Source organism: Streptomyces sp. NPDC001770, assembly GCF_053596135.1.
This window is the reverse complement of the sequence record NZ_JBSFFN010000066.1, coordinates 1-21,387: the sequence shown is the minus strand read 5'-3', so window position 1 is coordinate 21,387 and position 21,387 is coordinate 1. Positions and strand designations below refer to the sequence as shown.

28 protein-coding genes and 2 pseudogenes are annotated in these 21,387 nt (G+C 71.0%); 24 read left to right on the top strand and 6 right to left on the bottom strand.

The window, feature by feature from the left end; translation table 11 throughout:
- From ACWCSV_RS33385 to ACWCSV_RS33365, 5 genes and pseudogenes are all read left to right on the top strand, one after another.
- Positions 1–153, top strand: a pseudogene (locus tag ACWCSV_RS33385) (MerR family transcriptional regulator); the annotation flags it as partial.
- 131 nt (positions 154–284) lie between these two features.
- The gene (locus ACWCSV_RS33380; RefSeq protein ID WP_451148799.1) at positions 285–518 is read left to right on the top strand and encodes a hypothetical protein; all 234 of its coding nucleotides are present in this window, start codon (positions 285–287) and stop codon (positions 516–518) included.
- Positions 515–1,348 carry a DciA family protein gene (locus ACWCSV_RS33375; RefSeq protein WP_451148797.1) on the top strand — a complete coding sequence of 278 codons (834 nt, stop codon included), beginning with the start codon at positions 515–517 and terminating at the stop codon, positions 1,346–1,348. Before ACWCSV_RS33380 ends, ACWCSV_RS33375 begins: the two co-directional genes overlap by 4 nt.
- A gap of 582 nt (positions 1,349–1,930) precedes the next feature.
- A complete protein-coding gene (locus ACWCSV_RS33370; protein ID WP_451148795.1) occupies positions 1,931–2,512 on the top strand; it encodes a hypothetical protein in 582 nt (193 codons plus the stop codon).
- Positions 2,509–2,865, top strand: coding sequence for a hypothetical protein (locus ACWCSV_RS33365; protein WP_451148793.1), 357 nt, complete (start codon positions 2,509–2,511; stop codon positions 2,863–2,865). The genes ACWCSV_RS33370 and ACWCSV_RS33365 overlap by 4 nt, the downstream gene beginning before the upstream one ends.
- 106 nt (positions 2,866–2,971) lie before the next feature.
- Here ACWCSV_RS33365 and ACWCSV_RS33360 read toward each other — a convergent pair whose 3' ends face one another.
- A complete protein-coding gene (locus ACWCSV_RS33360; protein ID WP_451148791.1) occupies positions 2,972–3,379 on the bottom strand; it encodes a hypothetical protein in 408 nt (135 codons plus the stop codon).
- Positions 3,380–3,562: 183 nt separating this feature from the next.
- On the opposite strand from ACWCSV_RS33360, the gene ACWCSV_RS33355 reads away from it, so the two are divergent.
- The 3 genes from ACWCSV_RS33355 (at position 3,563) to ACWCSV_RS33345 (ending at position 5,357) form a co-directional block, all read left to right on the top strand.
- Positions 3,563–3,823 (top strand): acyltransferase, encoded by a 261-nt coding sequence (locus ACWCSV_RS33355; protein ID WP_451148789.1) that lies wholly within the window; start codon positions 3,563–3,565, stop codon positions 3,821–3,823.
- A 467-nt stretch (positions 3,824–4,290) separates the two neighbouring features.
- On the top strand, positions 4,291–4,704 hold the full coding sequence (locus ACWCSV_RS33350; RefSeq protein ID WP_451148787.1) for a hypothetical protein: 414 nt from the start codon (positions 4,291–4,293) through the stop codon (positions 4,702–4,704).
- Positions 4,705–4,793: 89 nt separating this feature from the next.
- Entirely contained in the window at positions 4,794–5,357 is a 564-nt protein-coding gene (locus tag ACWCSV_RS33345; RefSeq protein ID WP_451148785.1) for a Uma2 family endonuclease, read from the top strand.
- A 46-nt stretch (positions 5,358–5,403) separates the two neighbouring features.
- Here the strand turns inward: ACWCSV_RS33345 and ACWCSV_RS33340 are convergent, their stop codons facing one another.
- Together ACWCSV_RS33340 and ACWCSV_RS33335 are read right to left on the bottom strand one after the other, a co-directional pair.
- The gene (locus ACWCSV_RS33340; protein ID WP_451148801.1) at positions 5,404–5,517 is read right to left on the bottom strand and encodes a DUF397 domain-containing protein; all 114 of its coding nucleotides are present in this window, start codon (positions 5,515–5,517) and stop codon (positions 5,404–5,406) included.
- A gap of 164 nt (positions 5,518–5,681) precedes the next feature.
- Positions 5,682–7,127 carry a hypothetical protein gene (locus ACWCSV_RS33335; protein WP_451148783.1) on the bottom strand — a complete coding sequence of 482 codons (1,446 nt, stop codon included), beginning with the start codon at positions 7,125–7,127 and terminating at the stop codon, positions 5,682–5,684.
- 426 nt (positions 7,128–7,553) lie between these two features.
- Here ACWCSV_RS33335 and ACWCSV_RS33330 point away from each other — a divergent pair, with 426 nt between their 5' ends.
- The 4 genes from ACWCSV_RS33330 (at position 7,554) to ACWCSV_RS33315 (ending at position 10,566) form a co-directional block, all read left to right on the top strand.
- Positions 7,554–8,135, top strand: a complete 582-nt coding sequence (locus tag ACWCSV_RS33330; RefSeq protein ID WP_451148781.1) for an RNA polymerase sigma factor — start codon at positions 7,554–7,556, stop codon at positions 8,133–8,135.
- Positions 8,132–9,073, top strand: a complete 942-nt coding sequence (locus ACWCSV_RS33325) for a hypothetical protein (RefSeq protein ID WP_451148779.1) — start codon at positions 8,132–8,134, stop codon at positions 9,071–9,073. The genes ACWCSV_RS33330 and ACWCSV_RS33325 overlap by 4 nt, the downstream gene beginning before the upstream one ends.
- A gap of 240 nt (positions 9,074–9,313) precedes the next feature.
- Entirely contained in the window at positions 9,314–9,790 is a 477-nt protein-coding gene (locus tag ACWCSV_RS33320; protein ID WP_451148777.1) for a hypothetical protein, read from the top strand.
- Between the two features lie 41 nt (positions 9,791–9,831).
- Positions 9,832–10,566 (top strand): hypothetical protein, encoded by a 735-nt coding sequence (locus ACWCSV_RS33315; protein ID WP_451148775.1) that lies wholly within the window; start codon positions 9,832–9,834, stop codon positions 10,564–10,566.
- A gap of 15 nt (positions 10,567–10,581) precedes the next feature.
- On the opposite strand, the gene ACWCSV_RS33310 is transcribed toward ACWCSV_RS33315, so the two are convergent.
- Positions 10,582–11,961 carry a transcriptional regulator gene (locus ACWCSV_RS33310; protein WP_451148773.1) on the bottom strand — a complete coding sequence of 460 codons (1,380 nt, stop codon included), beginning with the start codon at positions 11,959–11,961 and terminating at the stop codon, positions 10,582–10,584.
- Positions 11,962–12,168: 207 nt separating this feature from the next.
- On the opposite strand from ACWCSV_RS33310, the gene ACWCSV_RS33305 reads away from it, so the two are divergent.
- The 8 genes from ACWCSV_RS33305 to ACWCSV_RS33270 all read left to right on the top strand — a co-directional run bounded on the left by ACWCSV_RS33305 (position 12,169) and on the right by ACWCSV_RS33270 (position 17,574).
- Positions 12,169–13,035 carry an aspartyl/asparaginyl beta-hydroxylase domain-containing protein gene (locus ACWCSV_RS33305; protein ID WP_451148771.1) on the top strand — a complete coding sequence of 289 codons (867 nt, stop codon included), beginning with the start codon at positions 12,169–12,171 and terminating at the stop codon, positions 13,033–13,035.
- A gap of 42 nt (positions 13,036–13,077) precedes the next feature.
- Entirely contained in the window at positions 13,078–13,998 is a 921-nt protein-coding gene (locus ACWCSV_RS33300) for a nucleotidyltransferase domain-containing protein (protein ID WP_451148769.1), read from the top strand.
- Positions 13,995–14,543: an SLOG cluster 4 domain-containing protein gene (locus tag ACWCSV_RS33295; RefSeq protein WP_451148767.1), complete on the top strand. Its 549-nt coding sequence runs from the start codon at positions 13,995–13,997 to the stop codon at positions 14,541–14,543. The genes ACWCSV_RS33300 and ACWCSV_RS33295 overlap by 4 nt, the downstream gene beginning before the upstream one ends.
- On the top strand, positions 14,540–15,064 hold the full coding sequence (locus ACWCSV_RS33290) for an orotate phosphoribosyltransferase (protein WP_451148765.1): 525 nt from the start codon (positions 14,540–14,542) through the stop codon (positions 15,062–15,064). Before ACWCSV_RS33295 ends, ACWCSV_RS33290 begins: the two co-directional genes overlap by 4 nt.
- Positions 15,061–15,714 carry an HAD family hydrolase gene (locus tag ACWCSV_RS33285; RefSeq protein ID WP_451148763.1) on the top strand — a complete coding sequence of 218 codons (654 nt, stop codon included), beginning with the start codon at positions 15,061–15,063 and terminating at the stop codon, positions 15,712–15,714. Before ACWCSV_RS33290 ends, ACWCSV_RS33285 begins: the two co-directional genes overlap by 4 nt.
- Positions 15,715–15,910: 196 nt before the next feature.
- The gene (locus tag ACWCSV_RS33280) at positions 15,911–16,846 is read left to right on the top strand and encodes a phosphotransferase family protein (RefSeq protein WP_451148761.1); all 936 of its coding nucleotides are present in this window, start codon (positions 15,911–15,913) and stop codon (positions 16,844–16,846) included.
- A 111-nt stretch (positions 16,847–16,957) separates the two neighbouring features.
- Positions 16,958–17,215, top strand: coding sequence for a hypothetical protein (locus tag ACWCSV_RS33275; protein ID WP_451148759.1), 258 nt, complete (start codon positions 16,958–16,960; stop codon positions 17,213–17,215).
- Between the two features lie 8 nt (positions 17,216–17,223).
- Entirely contained in the window at positions 17,224–17,574 is a 351-nt protein-coding gene (locus tag ACWCSV_RS33270; protein ID WP_451148757.1) for a hypothetical protein, read from the top strand.
- A 130-nt stretch (positions 17,575–17,704) separates the two neighbouring features.
- Here the strand turns inward: ACWCSV_RS33270 and ACWCSV_RS33265 are convergent, their stop codons facing one another.
- Complete coding sequence (locus tag ACWCSV_RS33265) at positions 17,705–18,370, bottom strand: HSP18 transcriptional regulator (RefSeq protein WP_451148755.1); 666 nt, start codon at positions 18,368–18,370, stop codon at positions 17,705–17,707.
- Between the two features lie 129 nt (positions 18,371–18,499).
- Here ACWCSV_RS33265 and ACWCSV_RS33260 point away from each other — a divergent pair, with 129 nt between their 5' ends.
- The 4 genes and pseudogenes from ACWCSV_RS33260 (at position 18,500) to ACWCSV_RS33245 (ending at position 20,361) form a co-directional block, all read left to right on the top strand.
- Entirely contained in the window at positions 18,500–18,934 is a 435-nt protein-coding gene (locus tag ACWCSV_RS33260) for an Hsp20/alpha crystallin family protein (protein ID WP_451148753.1), read from the top strand.
- A gap of 108 nt (positions 18,935–19,042) precedes the next feature.
- Positions 19,043–19,437, top strand: a pseudogene (locus ACWCSV_RS33255) (DUF2267 domain-containing protein).
- Between the two features lie 59 nt (positions 19,438–19,496).
- Positions 19,497–19,943: a DUF2267 domain-containing protein gene (locus tag ACWCSV_RS33250; RefSeq protein WP_451148751.1), complete on the top strand. Its 447-nt coding sequence runs from the start codon at positions 19,497–19,499 to the stop codon at positions 19,941–19,943.
- Between the two features lie 25 nt (positions 19,944–19,968).
- On the top strand, positions 19,969–20,361 hold the full coding sequence (locus ACWCSV_RS33245) for a hypothetical protein (protein ID WP_451148749.1): 393 nt from the start codon (positions 19,969–19,971) through the stop codon (positions 20,359–20,361).
- Between the two features lie 219 nt (positions 20,362–20,580).
- Here ACWCSV_RS33245 and ACWCSV_RS33240 read toward each other — a convergent pair whose 3' ends face one another.
- Positions 20,581–20,970 (bottom strand): ATP-binding protein, encoded by a 390-nt coding sequence (locus ACWCSV_RS33240; RefSeq protein WP_451148747.1) that lies wholly within the window; start codon positions 20,968–20,970, stop codon positions 20,581–20,583.
- Positions 20,971–21,387: the final 417 nt, after the last annotated feature.

Sequence of the window (21,387 nt, the reverse complement as noted above, 5' to 3'; positions counted from 1 at the left end):
GCCGCCCGCGCCCGCGAACTCGTCGACCAGGGCACCCCCATCGACGCCGCCTGCCGCATCATCATCCTCGAAGACCAGCTCGAAGAAGCACAACGGATCAACGCCGAACACCAGCGCACCCACCCCACCCCCAGCCAGGCCAACGCCGGCTGATACCCCGTGGGCAGCCGTGCGCCGGCGGGTACCGAACCTGCCGCAGCGGTGCCCCGGTCCTGCGCGACCGTGCCGGTCATGGTCTCCACCGGCGGGCCAATCCACGGACGGCGGATTGGATGGTGGCAAGCGTGAACCAGAGGGCGGGAGACGCGTGGCCGAGGACGCCGTGCGGCCCCAGCGGGGAGGCGCGCTGGACCCGCGTCGCCCAGCACCTGCTCGCGGTGCGCCTGAAGCAGCTGCGCGAGCGGGCCACCGCAGGGCGTCGGTCCGGGCAGGCCGGGGCCGGGTCGTGGACGGACCGGCTGCCGGAGCTCGCCGCCCGCCCTCTCGACGGTGACACCGCCGGGGCGGTGATCGCGTGAGTGCCGAGCCGGAGCTGAGCGGGGTCGACCTCGCGCGCCAGGCCCTGACCGCCGCCCGGGAAGCGGCGCAGAGGAACGGCGCCGGTCGGCCGAAGCCGAAGCGTCGCACCACCACCGTCGTACGGCGCGACGGCCGCGAGCCCCTCGGGCTGGGCAGCGCGATCAGCCGGATGCTGACCGAGCGCGGCATGACCGCCCCGGCCGCCGGCGGAACCGTCCTCGCCCACTTCGACACGATCCTCGCCACGGTCGCGCCCGAACTCGCCGGACGGGCCCGGGCCGTGGGATACGACGCGGACACCGGCCGCCTGGACGTCGTCCCCGACACCCCGGCGGCCGCCACGAAACTCCGGTGGACCGCCCCGAAGCTTGTGGCGGCCGCCTACAAGCAGGTCCCCGGGGCGAATGTCCGGACCGTGCACGTCCTGGCGCCCGCGACGGCCGCCCCTGCCGTGGCAGTCGAACCGGTCCCGCCGACGGTTCCCGCTGGACCTGCTGTGCGTCTGCCCGCGTCGGAGGGCTACCACCAGGCGCTTGCCGCCCACCGCGCCGCCCGCCCGGCAAAGACCACCACCGACGCGAAGATCCGGGCCGCAGCCGAGCGACAGATCCGCGAGCAGGCCCGTGAACCGGAGGAGGCGTTCAGTGATGGCCGCCAGGCCCTCGAGGAGCTCCGCGCCAAGGCCGCCGCCCCTCAGCGGACCGCGACCTCCAGCGACGCCGCCCGGGCCCGGGCCCTGCAGCGCCTCGCCGCCGAACGCGCCGGACTTACCACGCTCGTGCCACCTGCCCCGGCTCCCTCACGCGGGCGCCTTGACCGGACTGCCTGACCTCAGTGGCCTTCTTCAGGAACCAGCTCATCGTCGAGTTGGCTCTCGCACCTTCGGCAGTACGCGGACGGGTCACTACGGCCCTTCATGTAGAGCTGGATTCCGTAGGGCAGACATTTCGCCACAGAACTATGCTCGTAGCCGCAAGAAGCACAGATGTGCTTCCCGCTCGCCACGAAAACGCGAGGGGAATGGCAGTTCTCACAGGCCCCCCGCCGACCACCGACCTCGTGATCGTGGGGAAAACGAGGCCAAGCGCTGTTGGGTCACCGACGAAGTCGTTGCTCATGGCACTGCGACGCGGTGGACGACGGCACCCTGCCCTGCTCGGATGGCGAGCAGCCGCAACCGCTGAGACCAGTAATTTGCCCTAAATTTGCTCAACCTTTTTGATCGCCAAAGGCGCTTAATGATCTCAGTTGCACCCAAAGTGACCATTGCCTTCATCGCCTCTTCATGGAACTCTCACCTCCGGTTATGTTGATCTTGCGAGGGGTTTGTGTGAACAGGTGGGGTGGGGCGCGGGTGCGCGCGGCTGTTGCAGCTGCGTCGCTCGGCGCGTTGATTTGGACGGGGCTCCCTGTGGCCGCTGCCCAGGCGTCGGAGTCCGCGGTGACTGCCGCGCCTTCCGAGGGAAGTGCGGCGCTGCTCAAGGCTGCTATGTCGGGGAAGCAGGTCGAGGTCGAGAGCCTGCGCACGGAGCGCTCGACGACGTACGCGAACCCGGACGGGGAGACGTACACGCTGGAGCAGTCGGTCAAGCCGGTCAGGGTCGCGAAGAAGGGCGGCGGCTGGCAGGCGCCGGACGCGACGCTGGCCAAGCGGGCGGACGGCAGTCTGGCGCCGGTGGCGTCGGCCGCGCAGATGGTGTTCTCGGGCGGTGGCAAGGACCCGCTGGTGTCGATCACCCGAGCGGGGCGTTCGGTCAGCCTCACGTGGCCGGGCGGCGATCTGCCGGTACCGGTGCTTGACGGGGAACGGGCGGTCTACCGTGACGTCCTGCCGGAGGTCGACCTGGTGCTCACCGCGACGGTGGAGGGCTTCCGCGAGGTGCTTCAGGTCAACACCCCTGAGGCTGCTGCGGATCCCGCGCTGGAGAAGCTCGCATTCCCCGTCGAAGCGCACGGACTGCGGCTGACCGAGTCCGCGGGTAAAAAGAGATGAAGAGTCCGCAAATCTACAAGCGCTGCAATGTCTACGTCCGGAGCGATGATGGAAAGTTCATCCGTTCCATCCTCTCGGGCATTGTAGATTTCGGATCCGAAGGCAGCGATTCTTCGACCACATACCTGAGGTTTCCGGAATTCGAACTCTATGTGGCACACAATGACTATGAAGGGACTGGCGGTGCCGGTTTTCTGGATTGGCCATTGGTTTTGGAGCTGGAGAATCTCCACGCCAGCCCAGGTCGATTCGTAAGAATCGTTCAGCAGATCATCGATCAACTCTTCGGTCATGGCGTCGAGACTGTACCTGATTGCGATTTCGAAGATGAGGTAAGAATGAGGGAGTGCTGACCCTTATCCTCGAACTTCAGGACGGCTCGCCGGTTCCCCGGCGGGCCGTTCAGCTTCGGCTACATCTCCGGCGGAGACAGCTCGCCGGCGGCGAACGGCCGGACGCTCAGGAGCCCGATTCCGGGGTCGGGCCCTCCGGGCGGGAGCAGTCCGACGTCCTGGCCGACGCCGTCGGCCCACCGCCCGCCCGGGCCGGGGCGGCCCTGCAGCTGGCGGACGACCGGCTCGGTGCCGAGGTACCCACCCGGCGGGGTGCCTGTCCGTACGCCCGCAGGATCCGCCGGAGCGCGCTCGGGGTCTTCGCGGTGAGCTCCACCTCGATGGCGCCGATGCCGTCGCCGGGGAGGACCAGGACCAGGTCCGGCCAGTGGACCGCGCGGGGGCCGGCGGGCACGGGGAGCAGGGGCCTGCTCTGGGCACCGAGGGGCACCTGGGGCACGCCGTGGTCCGCCAGGAGCTCCGCCGCACGGCCGGGTGTGGCTTCGGCGGTGCGCACTTCCCGCTCGGTGAGCACGATGTGGCCCTGCGCCTCCTGGCGGAGCCCGACATCGGCGAGGGCCAGGCGGTGCAGCAGTCGCTCGCCCGACGGGTGCGACCTCGACGGAGGCCGCGGCGGGCACCGGCGAGCCCGTTCACTCGGTGGACAGAAGGCCCTTCGACGGTTGAGCAGCACGACGGGCCGGTGCACTGTGGACGTATGGCCGCGCCCGTCACCGTGCACCAGCTCAGCGCCGACGGCGGCCGCCGGGTGTCCGTACGGGCCGCCGGCAGGACCCAGATCAGCCGCAAGCAGGCCGGGAGCGCCGCGTGGTCCCTGACCGATGTTGACCGGCTGTCCGCCCACTACGGCATCCCCGTCCCCGACCTTCTGGCCGGAGTCGACCGCGCCGTCCACTGCCTGCCCGTACGGCGCCGAGCACCCGCACCCGGCGCCGCCCAGCTCACGATCAGCCCGTAAGCGCGAGGTTGTCTCCGTTCCAGCTGTCCCGTCTCGCGCCGAATGAAATCTCGGCTACTCCCGCGCCGGCGGGAGGCGCGCGATCGGCGGCTCGGAGCGTTGACGGCGCCGGGACGCCCGTGCAGCGCGTGCGGCGGCCGCAGTGGTGACGAGCGCGGCGGACAGGCTCCCGTGGCGCCGAACTCGCGGTGCACTTCGGGGGTGAACAACTCCGGGTCCTCGTCTACGGCGACGGCGCCCTCCCTCCCTTGAACCAGCAGGGGATCACTTCGCGCACGGCGCGGGCCGGGGCGGCGATGCTCGGGAGGCATGCGGGCGCTGAGCGACTCCATGTAGAGGGTGGCCATGGCTGCCCGAGAGCCTGGCGTGAGGGTCGGTCACCCGTTCCGGTGAGCACGGGCGAAAGTACCCCCGGAAGGGGCAGGAACCGCCCATCATCGGGTCGTGACCACACCGCCCCGTTCCGAGTGCCCGGCCCGCCCCCCGCACGCCGGCCTCTGGGAGCTGTCGGCTTCGCCCTCGCTGGTCTGCTCGGCGCGTACAGCCTGTTCTGGGCGGTTGTCTGTTTCCCGTACCTCCGTGACCTGGCCGCCACGCACGACGCGGTCGTCCCGCCGGTCCTCGCGGTCACGGTGATGCTCGGTCCCGCCCTGTTCTGGGCATTCATCGGGCTGAGGCTGGGCCTGAGCCGTACAGGCTGGGCAGCGGGACTCACCCTGACCGCATCCCTGATCGCGCTGAGCTACGCCTCGCTCACCGCTCAGTCCACCGGACACGGGGGCGCCTATTGGCTGTTCCTCACGCTCCTCGTCGCCTGCAGCCTCGTTGCTTTCTGCCTCATCCCGAACATCCTCGTCCAGATCATTGTCGGCCGCCGCTGAAAAGGCGGTCACGCCGTCCGCGGCATGCCGCCGTACGCCAGGACCGGCCCCGCCCGATGGGCCACACCGACTGCGGGAGGTGACCGGACATGAGCGTTGCCCACAGCCACGTCGGCCCCTGGACGCTTACCGACGTCCTGGCCCTGCCCGAAGACCCCGCTCAGCGCGTCGAGCTGGTCGGCGGGCAGCTCATGATGAGTCCCGCCCCCGGCTTGCCGCACCAGCGCGCTTCGCACCGCCTGCACAACCTCCTGGAACAGGCCGCCACCACGGCTGCCGCCGACGTCGAGGTGTTCGAGGCGATCAACATCATCGTTCCGGACGGGCTGCTCATTCCCGACCTGGTTCTCGTCGACGCGGCCGCGGCCGAGCGGGCGACGGCGGCGGTGCCCGCCCATGACGTGCTCCTGGTCGTTGAGATCGCCTCCCCTTCCACCCGGGTCACCGACCGGAAACTCAAGCCGTCGCTGTACGCGGCCGCCGGAATCCGGCACTACTGGCGCATCGAGCTCGACCCCGCCCCACGCGTCCTCGCGGGCGCCCTGCACGCCGGGACGTACGACGAGACCGAACACCTCGCCGGCGCCACCACCCACATCGACGCACCCTTCCCCGTCTCCTTCGACCCGGCAGTCCTCGGTCGTGGACGGTAAGAACAAGCCGGAGGAAGCAGGAGCCGGCGAACGTGATGCTGCTGGGTCAGAGGGCGCCAGACCTGAGAGCACCGAGCGTCACGGCCCACGAGGCGGCGGAGAGCAAGAGAACGGGGCTGTCGGGGCACTTCGAGTCGCGGACCGCGACGTGCGCATCCAGGGGGGGCCGCCTCTACGCACTCGTTGTTGGGGCCGCTGAAGCTGCTCTTGCGCCAAGCGCTGGGGCTGGCGGGCGGTGGGGCGTGCACCGGGTGCGCTCCTGTCGTACTGCTCCTCACCTCCTGGGGCGCGGACGGGAAACCGCCGCACCCCAGGGGCGTGTCGTCAGGCTGATCCGCTGCCGTCGGCGTCCGAGTCCGGCCCCGGCCCCGCATCCGGGTCGGGTCCCGCTTCCGGGTCCGGTGTGGTCTCGCTGTCCGCAGCGTCGGCGGGGGAGCGGTCGTCGAGGGTGATAGTGACCTGCCGGCCGTGCGGGGTGAGCCCGGCCAGGCGCGCCTCGATCCGTTCGTACACGGTCTCGGCGAGCTCTTGGTCGCCGTCGCCTTCCTGCGCGGTGTGCCGGAGCTCGTGAAGGCTGATGAGCAGGGCGATGAGCGAGCGCCCGGACAGGGCGACCCGGATCCGCTCGTCTCCCTCGGCGGCGACCTGCGGCGGGACCCGGAAGTGGCGGTGCCCTCCGGCCTGGGCGGTGATGAACTCCCAGATGTCCCGGTTGCACAGCAGGTCGACGGAAGAGACCCGGGCGGCTTCCTTGAGCAGCGCGGTGTGCTCCTTGCTCACCACAGCCGCCTCGGGCTCCTCGGCCGGCCGGGGGCGCAGCTCGTCCAGTTCGGTGTGCAGGGCGGTGGTGCTCTCGCGCAGGGCCGTGGTGCTCTCGTCCAGTCCGGTGCGCAGGCCTGCGGTGCTCTCGCGCAGAGCGGCGAGTTCGTCGCGGGTTTCTTCGCGGTCGGCGGCGGCCTGGTCGCGGAGTCCGGTGACCAGGCCGCGGAGCTCGGTGACGGCTTCGTCCAGCTGCGCGCCGATGGCGTCCTGGAGGGCGGCCTGCTCCTTGCTCTTCTCGTCCGGATCCGTCGGGGAGTTCAGGAGCGGGGCCAGTTCCTCGGCGAGGACCTCGCGGACCAGCTGCTGGATCGTCTCCGCAGTCAAAGCCGCGGCGCCGGGCGAAGCGTCTTGCCCGTCTTCGGGAGCCGGATCGGCAGCGGGTGAAGCGTCCGGCGCGGCGGCGTCTTCCGGCTCCTCGGCCGGGGTGGGCTCCGGCGGGGCGTCCGGGGTGCTGGCAGGTGGCGCGGCTACCGCGTCGTCGGTCGCCTCCATCGAGGAGGCGGGGCCGGCGGTCCGTTGCTCGGGTACGGCGTTCAGCAGGGCCCGGGCGTGCTCGGTGCCGTCGGGCGACGGGGTGACGACGGTGCTGTACCGGGCGGCGGGTCCGACGGTCGGTGCGGACGTCACCGTCTCGGCGAGAGCGGCAAGGGTGCTCTGTACGCCCACCAGGACCGTATGGAGCTTCTCCAGCTCCTGGGCGGTCGTTTCCTGCCGGTTCTCCGACGGCCGGAGCAGAAGGAGATCCTTCGTGTCCTTCAGCGCTCTGGTCATGGCGGTGAGTTCCCGGACCATGCCCTGGTGGGCTGTCGCGTTGGCGGTCTTCACGTCGTCGAGCCCTCGGTCGAGGGATTCGCTCAAGGTGGTGCCGGTGTGGAGCATCGCCTGGTGAAGCATGGTCAGGCCGCTGGAGGCGTCCTCGCCCTCGGGCCCCTTCTTACGGTAGTTCACGCCACCTCACTATGAGTAAACGTACTGTCACAGCGGTACTTTCCTCCCGGAGCGGCGCCCGTGCGGCCCGTTCTCGAAGCTCATGGGCGATTTGGCTTGATCCGGAAGGTGGCGGCCGGATCACCCGCACTGCCCGCGTCAGGAACCTTCCTGGTAGCTCCCTTTATCGCTGAGACGCGTCAACTCGCAGGCACATAGGGCTAATTCACCCGATCGACTTTTAGTGGAGCGCCATCGCCCGATCTATCGAGGTGTGGCCTTGGTCACTCCCGCAGCAACTCAAAGACATCAATCTGTTGCGCAGAGTTGTCAAAGGTGCTGGTCAGGTGAGTGGGGCGCCGCGCGCTCAGTGACCGTGAGGGGTCGGTTGAATGCTCAACGTGAAAAACATGGGGGCGCGCATGCGTGTTCGGGGCGTTCGGACGGTTGAGTGGTTCACTCCGGATCACCCCTGCTCCGGCGCAACCCCCTCAACGAAGAGGATCAATACTCGAAGAAGTCGGCGACGACGACAGCCAGGTTCCGCAGGACGGCTGTCTCCCGCTGCCCCTGGATTTCGAGGCGCTCTACCTGAGCAACCAGGTGGCGTTCCACGACCTGGCCCTGTCGGTCCTGGGGACGAACGACGCGGCGGAACGCGCGGTACACCGAGGATTCCTGGAGATCCTGAGGCTCTGGGACAAGCTGACGGCGGAGAGCGAGGACCTCCAGCAGGAGGTCTGGGCGATCATGCGGCGCACCGTCATATCCGAGGAACTGCTCTCCCTGCGCGAGCGGATGGCCGCCCTGGACAGCGGCACCGGCCTCTACGAGGCGCTCGGCAACCTTCCCCCGCGCCAGTTCGACGTCATGGTGCTGCGCTACATCGGCGGGCACAGCACCAAGCGCATCGGCTGGTACATGGGCCTCACGGCGAGCACCGTCGACCACCACTGCCGCCAGGCCCGCAAGCGGCTGTCCCCGAAGTATTACCGGATCCTGCAGGACACACAGGAGGGCACATCGTGAGCACCTGGGAAGAACGACTGGCCGGAGCCTCCATATGCGAGCCCCGCCGCACCTTCGACGTCGCCGAAGGGCTGCGCCGCGTGGCCCTGGAGGCCGGCTACCTCCCGACCGCGGCGCCCGCGCGGCCCGAAGTCGCCCGGGCCCGCCGGCGCCTCGGGGTGGTCGCCGGGTGGAGCGTGACGGGCACCGGGGCCGCCGCGCACATGAAGAAGCTCACCGACATCCTGGACGCGCCCGACCCCGCCTTCACGAACTGGGCCGACGGCGACCTCGACCTCGACGGGCTGTTCGTCTTCGCCTGCTCCCTCTACCTCGCGCGGCACCCCGAGAGCGCCCGCTTCTGGTGGCAGGCCGCAGCCAGCGCCGGACACGCCGCGGCCGCCTACTGCCTCTACCTCCAGCACCTGATGGCCGGAGACACCGGCCTGGCCGACCACTGGCGGCAGCAGATCAACGCGAACCTGAACCACCCCCACGGGTCGGATCTCCACGTCGACGAACAGAGCATCCTCGTCGAAGTCCTGGGATGGTTCGCCGGCTACTCGGCCCGCAACCGTCCCCGGCGCCCCGTTCCCGTCGGCGGCCTGCAGAAGGAGTTCGAGCGCCTGGCCGAGTCCCACGACGACGACAGGCTGCTGTGCCGCCCCGACCGCCACCTCGCCGAACGACTCCAAGAACTCACCAGCAGCTGCACCAACCCCGCCGAAGGGAGCCCTCCGGGCCCACCGCCCGGGCCCGGAGGGCTCCCTTCGGCGTTTCCGCACAAGGAAGGACACCTAACCGTGGACACCCCCACCCCTGCCCCTGATCACCCGCACCCCCGCACCCGTCGTCCGCGGCACCTCGCCGCGCTCCGGCACTTCGTGCACGGCCTGAGCTACGGCACCGGCCTGACCCTCGCAGGCCTGCTCGGCTACTGGATCCAGCACCTGCTGTGACAGGACACGCTCCTGGCAGCGGTTCCGCCCGCGATCTCGGCGGGCGTCGTGCACCCCGCGCACATCCTGGAGCCCGCGCATGCGAAGGGCGGTCTCTGCGCCGCGTTCCCGTCCCGTGTCCGGCCCCGCGCATCTGACGATCGGAGCGCAGAACGCCTGGGACGGCTCGTTCTCTGCCCGATCGAGTGAACGGTCCGGATTATGCAGCCGAACCGCGGCGAGTCCAGCCAAGATGCGCCGGTGAACATCATTTTCAAGGGTGGAGCGACAGCGGTCTGCGCGGCTCTGCTCCTGTCCGTCGGCGGCTGCGCGGTCGAGTCGCCCAGCAAGCATTCTGAGCGCCTGCAGAAGGCGTCCGGGCTCAAGGTCTTCCAGATCGACACGAATAAGGAGCTCTGGAAGAAGACGTCGAATCAGAGGGCTTACACCAGCGAGGACCTTCGGATCACGGCCAAGGTCAAGGCTCTCGACAACGGTCTTGAGAGGGTCGAGCTGTCCGGGGTGGGTCTGGCCAACTACCTGCGCCAGCTCGACCACGACGCTCACGGTGGCGATGGTGATTACCCGTGGTCACGGCGCCGGGACGCCGAGTCGATTCGCATGTACGACGAGATCTCCGCTGTGCTCGACCGGATCACTGAGCGTCCCGACCCGAAGGCCCCGCCGCTTCGCGTGGTGGTTGACACGGCCTTCTTCGACGCCAAGTCCCGTCCATGAACTGCAACAGGATCACCTGAGCCTCGAACCTCGGAGGGGTTTTGATCGAGACGCTGCTGGAGCAGTGGAAGGCCGGTCAGGAGCAGAAGCGGGCCATCGAGGCCGAACGCTGGGAGCAGGAGAAGCGCTGGCGTGAGGAGGATCGCGCGGCCCGCCTGGAGAAGGAAGCCGAGCAGGACCGGATGAAGGCCGAGAAGGAGAAGGCCGACCAGGCGGCCCGCGCCGCCGAGGGGCAGACCCGTGCTGAGGACGATCGGGCCCGCGAGGAGGAAAAGCAGAAGAACTCCGAGTTGTACTCGAAGCTGCTCGACCGTCACGTTGAGATCGCGAAACGGGCAGCCACGGTGTCCTTCCTGCAGGTGCAGTGCCATGAGGACACCTGGAGTTATATCGCCCGGCACGCGTTCGGCGTGTGGCAGCCGCAGTGGACGACCAGTACCGCTGGTGAGCCCGGCGGGCCCCTTCCTTCCGACGGTGAGTTCACCAAGGACCCGAACCTTCCCGCCGGCCGCATCGACAAGCAGCGCAACGGAATGCAGGTCGTCGCGGTATCGGGCGACAACCTCGCCACGATCCTGGACGCGCTGTTCCAGCATGCCTACACGGGCGTCCTCGTAGGGTTCAGGTCCGGCACTGAAGGATGGCGCACCAGCACTCCGCTGTACCGCCGCCTCGAAGAGATCGTGCTGGAGCTCGAGAAGACGGATGGGTATACGCCTGGCATGAAGTTCCACATCGACGTCAGAGTCAAAGACACGGTGAATGCCGAAGAGTAGGGTGCGGCCCTCCGTTCACGCCGTGCCCGTGTAATCCAGGAACGCGGCGACGGTGGGGATACCGCGGTGGCGGCCGAGTTTCTGGCGCAGGTCGTCCAGGGTGCTGCTGCCGCGTGCGGAGGTGACGCCGCCCATGCGCGCGACGGCAGTGTGGGCGGTCTCGACGGCGGCATCGACATCACCGAGGTCGAGGTGAGCCTCTGCGAGGCGCGCGAGGTAGATGGCGTGACCGCGCGGGAAGGCGTCGCCGTTGTACGCCTCCCACTCCACGTCCTGGGCGGCCGTGGAGGCGTCCTCGAAGTGCCGGAGCGCTTGTCGCGGGTCGCCGAGGTTGAGGGCGGAGCTGCCGAGGAGCTGGTGCGCTTCGCCGAGGTTGAACCAGTAGACGCACGTCGGATCGTCGCTGATCGGGCCCGCGTGGGCGTAGGCGTCGAGTGCGGCGTTGGCTGAACGGGCTGCAGCCCGGGCATCGCCGGCGCGGGCGTGGGCCCGGCAGGCGCGGGCGTGGAGCATGGCCGTCATGCGGGCGGACCCGATCCGAGGAGCCGTGCGGAGCGCGGCTTCGATGAGGTCGACGCCGCCGCGCGGGTTCCCGGTGGAGTACTGCTGGATCGCCCAGAACGCCATCGTGTTCGCGGAGACGACGGGATCGTCCGCGCTCGCCGCCGCGCGCAGGGCGGTGGCGAAGTGGCGTTCGGCGGCGGCGATGTAGCCGCTGTCGTACGCGGTCCATCCGGCGGAGCGGGAGGCGTCGGCGGCGGCGCCGAAGAGGCGGCGGCCGACCTGCTCGGTGTAGGAGGCGCCCTTGAGGGTGCTGGTGATGAGGCGGAGCTCGGCGCGCGCGGCGTCGTACACCTCCCGCGATCCCAGCGTGTCGTCGAGGTGGCGCAGGTCGTCCAGGCGGCGCTCGAAGCGCTCGGGCACGGCGACGTCGATGCGGCGGCCTCCGGCGGAGGAGGCGGGGACGGGGGCCGCGTCGGCCCACTGAGTGAGAGTGGTGGTGAGGGTGACGGATGTGGTGATCAGGAACTTCCTGCGGTCCACCGGACCTCCTGCGATCTCCAGTGCGTGCACGGTCGCCGTGGTGGTCCACGGAGCGGTGAGAACGGCGTGGTCGTCGGGCACCGCGAGTAAAAGCCATCCCGGCCAGCCGTGTGCGAGGACGGCGTCGGGAGGGATCTTCTCCAGCGCCGCCATGGCGTACTGGGTGCGCAGGGTGGGGGCGTGCTCGCCGCTCAGCCAGCGCGACACTTTCTCTTTGCGGTATCCCATCTGCCCGTACCCCATGCGCTTGTGCTGCTCGGCGACCCGGAACAGGTACCCCTCGTGGGTCATCGCCCGTCGGGACAGCAGGTAGCCGAGCGGGTGCTGTTCGGCGGCGGTCTCCACGGTCACAGCGGTTCCCTTCGCGCGGGCACACGGGTCACCCACCAGTGTTCCGGCTGCGAACGGTGCCGGGAAGGGGCCCCGGCCTGGCCGCAACCGGCCGCAACCGACGGCAACCGGCCGCAACGCCACAGCTCTGGAACTCGTCCGGCGAACGGGGTGTTCTTGTCCGGCGGCCCGACCGGGCCGCGTCCGACGAGGCGTCAGGAGATGGGCATGACGACGACGTTCGCCGCACCGGCAGCCACCAGGGACACGAACGGCCCGGGCCGGGAGCTGCTGGGGCAGGTGGCCCGGCTGGTTGACCTGGACGAGCAGCTGGTGGAGCAGATGCGGGCGGAGGCGCTGGGGGCGCCGACGCGGGGCAGGGTCGCGTACGGGGAGTACCAGTCCGGCGGGTGGTGGACCGCCTCGCTGATGAACCACTCCGGCGATCCGCTCGATGTCGTGATCGGTGACGGGAGGCCCCGCCCGACGACCCTCCTGGACCGGATGCCGGCCACCGCCCGGTTCCTGGCCTCCCTGGGGCTGGACTTCATGTACGTACGCCTCGCCCGGCTGGAGGCGCACTCCTACCTGTGGGAGCACCGTGACTACGCGGAGCTGAGCGGGCGCGGGCGGCACCGCCTGCACGTCCCGCTCGTCACGAACCCGTCGGCGGTGCTGGTCACGGCAGGGGCCCGGGTGCACATGGCGGCCGGCTCCGTGTGGCGGCTGACCCCGTCGCAGGCCCACGGGGTGCGCAACATGACGGGCCCGGACCGCCTGCACCTGATCGCGGACGTCTACACCGACGACGCCTACGAGGCCCTGGCGGACCACCCGCACCTGCTCCCGCAGGACGCCCTCGCGCTCCCCGCGATGACGGCGACCGACCGGGCCCGGCTGCTGGAGCGGGCCGGGGACCTGGCCGCGCTCGGCTTCGTCCCGGCGGCCGAGCAGGTCCTGCTGCGCGCCTACTACGCCTACGCGCTCCCGGAGGGCGGGGCGTACGACCTGATCACCGAACTGCACACCCGGCGCGGCGCGACGGCGGATGCCGCCCGCTGGAAGAACGCGAAGAACCACCTGCTTGCCCGCTGACCCCCGACCATCGTTTCTCTTCGCAGGAAGGACTCACTCCGCATGACCATGACCACGATCACGCCCCCGGTGCCGTTGACGTCGCTGGAAGAGCTGGCCCGGGCGCACCGGCCGCACCAGCTCACCGTGCTGGCCGACCTGGTGCAGCTGCTCTCCGGGACCCCGGCGGTCACGCAGCTGCTGGTGCGCGGCTCCCTGGCCACCGGCACCGCGGACCGCTTATCCGATGTCGACCTGGTCGTCGCCGTCCACGACGACCAGCTCCCGGTCCTGATGAGAAGTCTGGACACGCTGATGTCGGCGGAGTTCGGGGCGTTGCTGCCGGGCTGGCGGGACACGATCGTCGGCGACCTCGGCGGAGCCGGGTTCGTCTACCTGCTGCCGTACGAGGGGCACCTGCTCCAGCTCGACCTCTACCTCTGCCCGGACAGTGCGGTGGACGCGCTGCGGCGCCGGATCGGGCCGCGCCTGCTCTGGCAGGGAAACCGCACGGACACGCCCGTGGCGGCCGGTCCGGCCGCCGTGAAGGAGACGGTGGCGGAGCTGGCCCGTACGGCGGCGGCGCCGGCGGACTGCTCGACGTTGTTGGTGCAGGCGATGGTGCTGCACGCGATGCTCCGCAAGCGGGTGCTGCGCGGGCAGGACTACATCGCCTACGGGCTCCTGCACCAGCTGCACGCCACGTGCCGGGACCTGATCCGGACCGCCTTGGTGCCCCACTCCCGTCACCATGGCTGGTACCACCTGCCCGACGAGGTGGGCCGCACCACGGCCGGACGGAAGTGCCTGGCGGAGCTGACGGCCGCGCTGGCCGGACCGCCGGTGCCCACCGTCGCCGTCGCCGACGAGGCGCTGGAGCGGATCGTGCGCCTGGCCGCACTGATCGCCCCGCAGGCCGTCGACGGCCTGGCCGACGAGCTCGCGGCATACCGCGCCTACCAGGCCGGGGAGGGACGGGCATGAGCGCCGGAGTTCGTACGGCGGTGCTGTTCGCCGGGGTCGTCGCCCGCCCCGGCGAGGAGGAGCTCGCCCAGGTGGCCGGGGACCTGCTGGGGGCGGCGGGGTTCGGGCTGCGCCACGGCGGCTACAACGGGCTGATGGAGGCCGCCGCCCGCGGTGCGGCCCGCCACGGCGTGCCGGTCACCGCCGTCACCCTCGACGGCCAGGACTGGGGCCCCTTCAACCCGTACGTGACCGACGTCGTGTACGCGCAGACGGTCGGGGACCGGCTCCACGCCTACCTCGACGACGCGGACCTCGTCGTCGTCATGGGCGGCGGGGTCGGCACCCTGCACGAAGTCACCGCCGCCCTCTACTACGCGACGACGATCCGCCCCGTCCCCGTCCGGCTCCTCGGCCCGGCCGCCTGCCGCCTCGGCGCGTTCCTCCGCACCGAGCGGTGGCTGGTGGAAGGGCCGACCCGGCCGCTCGGCTTCCTCACCGGCCTGCCCGATACGGCCGCCCTCGAACAGGACCTCGCCACCCTGACCGCCGGGAGCACCCGATGACCACCACCCTCCCCCCGGCCCTCGCGGGCCGGATCGCCACGGCCTTCCGGCCCGGCCCGTACGAACTGGCCGACGGCCGCACCCTCGACCGGTACTTCGACCCCTACCTGCTCACCGCCGATCCCCAGCTACTGGCGGAGACGGCTGCCGCGCTCGCGCAGCTGCTGCCGCCGGGCACCCAGGTCGTCGCCGGGCCCGCACTCGCGGGCATCTCGCTCGCCACCGCCGTGTCCCTCCACACCGGCCTGCCCGCCGCCTACGTCCGCCCCGCCCCGAAAACCCACGGCACCTGGCGGCAGATCGAAGGCACCGACCTCGACGGCCGCCGCACCGTCCTGATCGACGACACCGCCCGCAGCGGCACCAGCCTCCTGCGCACCGCCCGCCTGCTGCGGATCGCGGGCGCCAAGGTCGCTACCGCCCTGTGCGTCCTCGACCGCGATGCCGGCGCCACCGCCCTCCTCACCGAGCACCGGCTGACCCTGACCGCGCTCCTCACCGACCCGGGAAGCACCTCGTGACCCGGCAGGCGGCGCTCTTCGACCTCGACGGCGTCCTCCTCGACAGCGGACCGTCCGTACGCGCCACCCTCGCCGCGGTCGCCACGTGCGCGACCGGCCGCCGCACCACCGTCGCCGACCTCCCGCCCACCGCGCTGCACCGCCCCCGCACCGAGGTCCTGGCCCTCCTCGGGGTCACCGATCCGGACGACGCGTGTGCCCGCTGGTGGGACGGCGCCCTCGCCAGCCGACTGCCCGCCGTGTTCCCCGGCGTGCTGACGGGGCTGCTGGCCCTGCACGCCGCGGGGGTGGCGGTCGGCGTGGTGACCCTCCAGGACCGCGACCGGCTGTCCTGGTACCTGCCGCCCGCGCTCGCCGATCTGCTGGACGTGGTGATCACCCGGCAGGACGCGCCCGCGAAACCCGCACCCGACGGACTGCACGCCGCCCTTCAGCGGGTTGGTGCCCGGCCCGAGGACGCTGTCTTCGTCGGGGACAGCCCCGGCGACATGACCGCCGCCCGCGCCGCCGGAGTCGTCGCGCTGGGCGCCGGCTGGGGCTGGCACCCAGCGATGCACCTGCACGCCGCGGGCGCCGATCAGCTCCTGCCGGACCCCACCCGCATCGGCCCGCCCCTCCTGCACCATATTCCCCAAACCACCGCGAACTGACCCGTCCGCGCCACTACAGTGGAAGGGCACCCCACCCGGGTGCCCTTCCCGGCTTTCACCACCGAGGGACACGGAAATGCGCGTGATGCGGCGACAGGCTCCAAGCGCCGATCGGGACCACTGAGGAAACTCACCGGTTCGGGTCGGCGCTCACCCCCGAGCCCCCGCCGCCCACCTCCTCCCTGTGAGTCACCTCGTGTCTACGCCTCCTCCCGTCGGCCGTCTGCGCTGGACCGACGTACCGCCCTCGCTGCGGGACCACCTCGAAACCGCCCTCGGTGCCCCAGTGATGGCTGCGGTCACCCCTGCGGGCGGCTTCGGCCACCAGCTGGCCGCCGCCCTCACCCTCACGGACGGACGCCGGTTCTTCGTCAAGGCCGCCCCCGCCGACGACCCGCTCACCGCGGCCAACCTCCACGAAGGCGCCGTCCTCGCCGCCCTGCCACCCGGCGCCCCCGCCCCCGCAGTGGTCGGTGTTCACCACGACGCCGGGTGGACCGCCGTCGTCATCGCCCACCTCGACGGCCCCCACCCCGACCTCTCCCCGGCTTCCCCCGACCCCGGACAGATCTGGGCCCTGCTGGACAAGCTCACCTCCACCCCCGCCCCGGCGTCCTACGCCCAGACGGTGAGCACCACGCCCTCCACCTCGGCGACCCTGCACGGCTGGGACGAACTGGCCGCCCAACCACCGGGAGACCTCGCCCCTGCCGCGCGCGACCTCCTGCCACACCTCGCCGAACATGAGGCTGCCTGGCCCGCCCTCGCCCACGGCGACCGCATCGTCCACGGCGACCTCAGGGCCGACAACATGGCCCGCGACCACCACCTAGGCGTGACCTTCGTCGACTGGGCCCACGCCACCACCGGCCCCGCCTGCATCGACGCAACCTCCCTCGCCCCGCAACTCGTCCTCGCCGGACACGAGCCTGCCGACATCGCCCGCCTGCTCCACGAGCACCCCGCCACCGCCGAACAGCCCGACACCACCACGGCCTTCCTCGCCGCCCTCACCGGCCACTGGCACCGCAACGCACGCCTCCCCGCCCCTCCCGGCGCACCCGGCCTTCGCGCCTACCAGCACCGCGCCGCGGCCGCCGGCCTTGCGCTCCTCGGCTACCGCCTGAGGTGAACCCCGCAAGGTCTGCCGGCCTCGCGGCCCGGTGAAGCGCGAAATCGACCCGTGAGTGATCCCGGGTACGGGTACGTACCCGTACCCATGAGGGTGGGAAGGAGCACGATGATGTCTGATGCCAATGTCCGTATCCCGGAGGAAGCGAAGGACCGGCTGGCCGCGATCGCAGCGGCGGAGGGGTTGTCGCTGCGCGCATATCTGGCACGCCTCGCGGAGACGCTGCTGACGCCGACGGAGCGCGCCGAGCGGGCGGAGCGGGCCCGGGTGGCGTTGAAGGCGTGGAGCGGGTACGCCCCGACCGCGTCCGAGCAGGACGACCTGGACCTCGAGCTCGACCGGCGTCTGGCGCGGGCGGCCGGCCGGTGAGTGATGCCATGCACATCGTCCTGGACGACACGGCGATGTCTGCGGCCGGACAGGGCAACGGACTCGCGTCCCGGCTGATCCACCGCGCGCACGCCGAGCCGGGCTGGTTCCTCTACGTCCCGGCGTGCGCGCTCGTCGAGGCCGACCGGGCCCGTCCCGGAACCGCCGAACATCTTGCCTCGCTGCCCGGGATCACGGTCCTGGACCTGGACCTCGCCGCCGTGCTCGCCGTCGCCCGGCAGGAGAGCTGGGCGGCCGCGCACTGCCAGTACGCGGCGCAGCCGACGCCGGACCGCCCGGACGGGGCGATCATCGCGACCACGGCACCGGACCGGTGGGCCGGTCCGCGTCCTACCTGATCATCACTGTTCGTACAGCGCGACGGTCCCGCAAGTGATCTTGCTCGCGCAAAGGGCCGTTTGTAAGAGTGGCCCTCCCGCGCCTGCCAAGGTGCCCTGCCACGGGATGGCAGGGCTGCCGGATTGCGGTTCAGGTGCCGCGCTGGTCGTGGATGTCGCGGCGGAGCTGTTCGGTGTGCCGGGTGAGGTCTTCGACACGGTCGGCGAGGTCTGCGGCCGCGGGCCGCAGATGGGGCCGGGTGGCGGTCAGGGGGCCCAGGAGCCGGGCGGGGTCGTTGTCGGCGAGGGCCAGGTTCAGCTCACCGACCGCGTCTTGGGCGCCGGCGGGCAGGTCGGTGAGGGCGGTGATCTGTGCGGCGAGGCGCCGGAGGGCGGCGGCGTTGTCACGGGCCCAGGCGGTGACGGTGCGGTCGGCGGCGCGGGTGTCGCGGGTGGCCTGGACCCGTTGCTCGCCGGTGCTTCCTGGGGTTCCGGGGCGCAGGCGCAGGTAGCGGCGTTCGGCGGCCTGGCGGCTGGCGACGCCGAGGGGCCCGGCGAGGTCGGCCCAGCTCGCGCCCTGCCCGCGGGCGGTTTCGATCAGCCCGCTTTCCCAGCCGGCGAGCTGTTCGCGGACCTCGCGCAGCATCAGCAGTGCGGCCAGGGCAGGGTGCGGGCCGGCGTCGGACGGCGGGGCCGCGTTCGTCGGTGTGAGGCCGGGGGGCTGTTGAGCGACCTTCATGGACTGGTTGATGGCTTCCAGAGCCGCCGCGGCGGCGGTGAGGGAAGCGGGTGTGGTGGGTGGGGTGGCTTGGTTCACGGGACTCTCTTCCGTCCTGTCATCCTCCAGATGACTTCCTGCTTGTCATCGTTTCGATGACATGTTACAACGGTGGCACGTTGAAGCGCATTGGCAGTTTCTGCCTGAACCAACTGGAGGTGTTTCGCGATGTTGATGCGCACCGACCCGTTCCGCGAGATGGACCGGATCGTCCAGCAGCTGTCGGGTACGTCGGGCACGTGGTCGAAGCCGTCGGTCATGCCGATGGACGCCTACCGCGAGGGCGACGTGTACGTCATCGCCTTCGACCTTCCCGGGGTCACGACCGACGCGCTCGACATCGACGTCGAGCGGAACATGCTGACCGTGAAGGCGGAGCGCCGCCCGGTCGCGCAGGCCGACTCGGTGAAGGTGGAGCTGTCCGAGCGGCCGCTGGGCGTTTTCTCGCGCCAGATCGTCCTGGCCGACACCCTGGACACCGAGCGGATCGAGGCCGACTACGACGCGGGTGTCCTGACCCTGCGGATCCCGATTGCCGAGCGAGCCAAGCCCCGCAAGGTCACCATCGGCGGGGAGTCCGGCCGCAAGCAGATCTCCGGCTGAGTCCTCCAGCAGCACCCGGCAGCGGAGGGCGGGAAGATCCCATTCCCCCCGGCGCCCCGTCCTCCGCACCCCCGTTGACCCCTTCACCCCGTTCCCGGAGGTGACGTGATGTCGATGCTCAGGGAATCCTTTCTGGCCCATGTCCAGCAACACGGCGAGTACGAGACCCCGAAGAGGCCGATCGCGTCGCACGCGTCGTCCTGGCCCTGCTGGGCGCGCACCTGGTCGGCACCGTGCGCGCCGAGCTCGCCGCCCGGCTCCCCGAGACCTACGCCCTGATCCTCCTCAACCCGCTGCAGGCGGCGGAGCCGCTCTCGCCCGAGCGGTTCGTCCGCGCGACCGCAGCCTGGATCGAGGGTGCCACGGAGAAGACCGCCCTGTGGGACATCGGCGCGGTCCTGTCCACCGCGGCCGCCGCCGCGGGCGACGTCCTCACCCGCGAGGTCCTTCTCCAGCTCCCGCCCGGCTACGACCTCCTGTTCGGACACCCCCAGCCCACCTGACCACCACCGGCCCGCCGCCCGCGCGCGGCGGCATCCTTCGCAGAAAGGCAACCGCAGCCATGTACGACCAGCCCCGAGCGAACCGGCCCCAGACGGCCATGACGTTCGACCAGATGCTGGAACGCGTGCGCTACGAAGGCGCCTACCCCACCCGCGAACGCGCCGCGGAATCCGTCGACAACGTCCTGGCCGCCCTCGGCCGGCAGCTCACCGGAGACGAACGCGTCGACCTCGCCCGGTGCCTGCCCGTCGAGGCCGCGCTCACCCTGACCGCCCAGATCCCCGACACCGAACCCCTCACCGGCTGGGGCTTCGTCAAGGACCTGGCCACCCGCACCGGCGCCACCCCGGCCACCACCCGCTGGGACACCGGCACCGTACTCGCCGTCATCACCCACCTCGCCGGCCCCGACCTCATCACCCGGATCCTGCACCGACTCCCCGACGGCTACGCCCTCCTCTTCGGCCGGGCAGAACTGCGCCGGCCCCAGCCGACCGCCGCCTGACCGCACCGTCCGACAGACCCCCTACGTGGCCAAGCTCGCCCTGGAGGGACTCGACGACGAGGGAGCGCTGCGGTTCGGCGCCCTGCTCTTCCTCGTCGACGAACGGGAAGGGGCCCGGTTCTGGTGGGGGTTCGCCGCCGGGGCCGAGAACACGGCTGCAGCGCACTGCCTGCACCTCTACCACCGGGCCCGCGGGGAGCTCCGCGACGCCGAACACTGGGCTCTGCAAGCGGGGGCCGGACAGCGCCCGGTCGTCCCGCAGCCCCCGGGCCGCCGCGAACCGGTACAGCGTGACGCTCTGCGCGCCGCGGTCGGCCGGCTCACGGTCGACGGCGCCGAGGAGTCCGGCCACAGCAGGGTTCCCCAACCCGCCCAGGACCTCGCCGACCGGATCGAAGAACTCGCCGACGCCCTGTAGAAACGGCACGCCGGGCCCCCTCGCGCGAGAAGGGGCCCGGCGACGTCCCTGCCCTCGAGGGCAGGCCATACCCCCAGGGTTCAGACGTGGAGGGCCCCACCGGCCTTGGGTTCTAACGGTCCTCGCAACACCCACGATCTGTGGGTGTTGCGAGGACCGTGCCCGTTGAGCGGGTTGATCTTGCGGGGTTGAAAGAGGCTCGCGCACGCGTCGGGAGCGTTACCTGGGCAGGAGGGCGCTGACGGTTTTGCCGCCGTGCTGGCGGGGGGTGGCCTTGGTGGTGCGGGCGAGGCGGTTGACCATGGGCCAGCCGAAGCCTCCGGTGCCGCCGTGCAGGTCGGGGGTGCGCATACGTGGCAGAAGCGCGCTGTGGTCGTGCACGGCGACCTCGATGCCGTCCGGGTGTGCGGTCAGGTCCAGGGTGCAGGTGCCGCCGCCATGGCGCAGGGCGTTGGTGACGAGTTCGGAGACGACCAGGACCACGGTGCCGGCAGCTTCGGTCGCGCATGCCGGTACGAGTGCGCCGAGGAAGGTGCGGGCGCCGTCGCGTGCGTCGGCGATGGAGGACGCGGAGAGGGCGGGGGTGAGGTTCACGCTCATTGTGTCCATCTGGCCACCACTGGTTCCCGCGTCGGTAGGGGCCCGGCTCTCTCTGCCCCGTGCCTGGCTCATGCCCGGACCATGGCTCTTCAACCGGCGGTGACAGGTCCGCGCCCGGCCACATCCCTCACTGTTCGAGACCGAATACCTCATCATCGAACGGGCGAAAATCTGTCATGGCGGGAGTAGACATTGGATGGTGGTGTGGTTATGGTTTCTGTCGTAGCCCAGAGAGACAGCAGGACCCGGCAGACACGAACTGCCGGGAGCAGTCCATGTAGTTGCCGTGCGCAGGACGGTGCGGTGGTGGAGTCGCGAAGCCAGAGCAGGTGCAGGACGGCGACGTGGCTGACGACCGGACCGGGTGGCCCGCAGTGATCAGGGGCCGCCGCGAGCAGTACCGCGGTTCACGCGAGGGCAGTACCC

What these genes read in the sequence shown, in the direction of transcription:
- ACWCSV_RS33355 (WP_451148789.1), top strand. Translation starts at nt 3,563, where the DNA reads ATGGCCGCGCCCGTCACCGTGCACCAGCTCAGCGCCGACGGCGGCCGC.
- ACWCSV_RS33305 (WP_451148771.1), top strand. Translation starts at nt 12,169, where the DNA reads ATGACGACGACGTTCGCCGCACCGGCAGCCACCAGGGACACGAACGGC.
- ACWCSV_RS33345 (WP_451148785.1), top strand. Translation starts at nt 4,794, where the DNA reads ATGAGCGTTGCCCACAGCCACGTCGGCCCCTGGACGCTTACCGACGTC.
- ACWCSV_RS33270 (WP_451148757.1), top strand. Translation starts at nt 17,224, where the DNA reads ATGCACATCGTCCTGGACGACACGGCGATGTCTGCGGCCGGACAGGGC.
- ACWCSV_RS33290 (WP_451148765.1), top strand. Translation starts at nt 14,540, where the DNA reads ATGACCACCACCCTCCCCCCGGCCCTCGCGGGCCGGATCGCCACGGCC.
- ACWCSV_RS33365 (WP_451148793.1), top strand. Translation starts at nt 2,509, where the DNA reads ATGAAGAGTCCGCAAATCTACAAGCGCTGCAATGTCTACGTCCGGAGC.
- ACWCSV_RS33300 (WP_451148769.1), top strand. Translation starts at nt 13,078, where the DNA reads ATGACCATGACCACGATCACGCCCCCGGTGCCGTTGACGTCGCTGGAA.
- ACWCSV_RS33240 (WP_451148747.1), bottom strand. Translation starts at nt 20,970, where the DNA reads ATGGACACAATGAGCGTGAACCTCACCCCCGCCCTCTCCGCGTCCTCC.
- ACWCSV_RS33250 (WP_451148751.1), top strand. Translation starts at nt 19,497, where the DNA reads ATGTACGACCAGCCCCGAGCGAACCGGCCCCAGACGGCCATGACGTTC.
- ACWCSV_RS33260 (WP_451148753.1), top strand. Translation starts at nt 18,500, where the DNA reads ATGTTGATGCGCACCGACCCGTTCCGCGAGATGGACCGGATCGTCCAG.
- ACWCSV_RS33275 (WP_451148759.1), top strand. Translation starts at nt 16,958, where the DNA reads ATGTCTGATGCCAATGTCCGTATCCCGGAGGAAGCGAAGGACCGGCTG.
- ACWCSV_RS33295 (WP_451148767.1), top strand. Translation starts at nt 13,995, where the DNA reads ATGAGCGCCGGAGTTCGTACGGCGGTGCTGTTCGCCGGGGTCGTCGCC.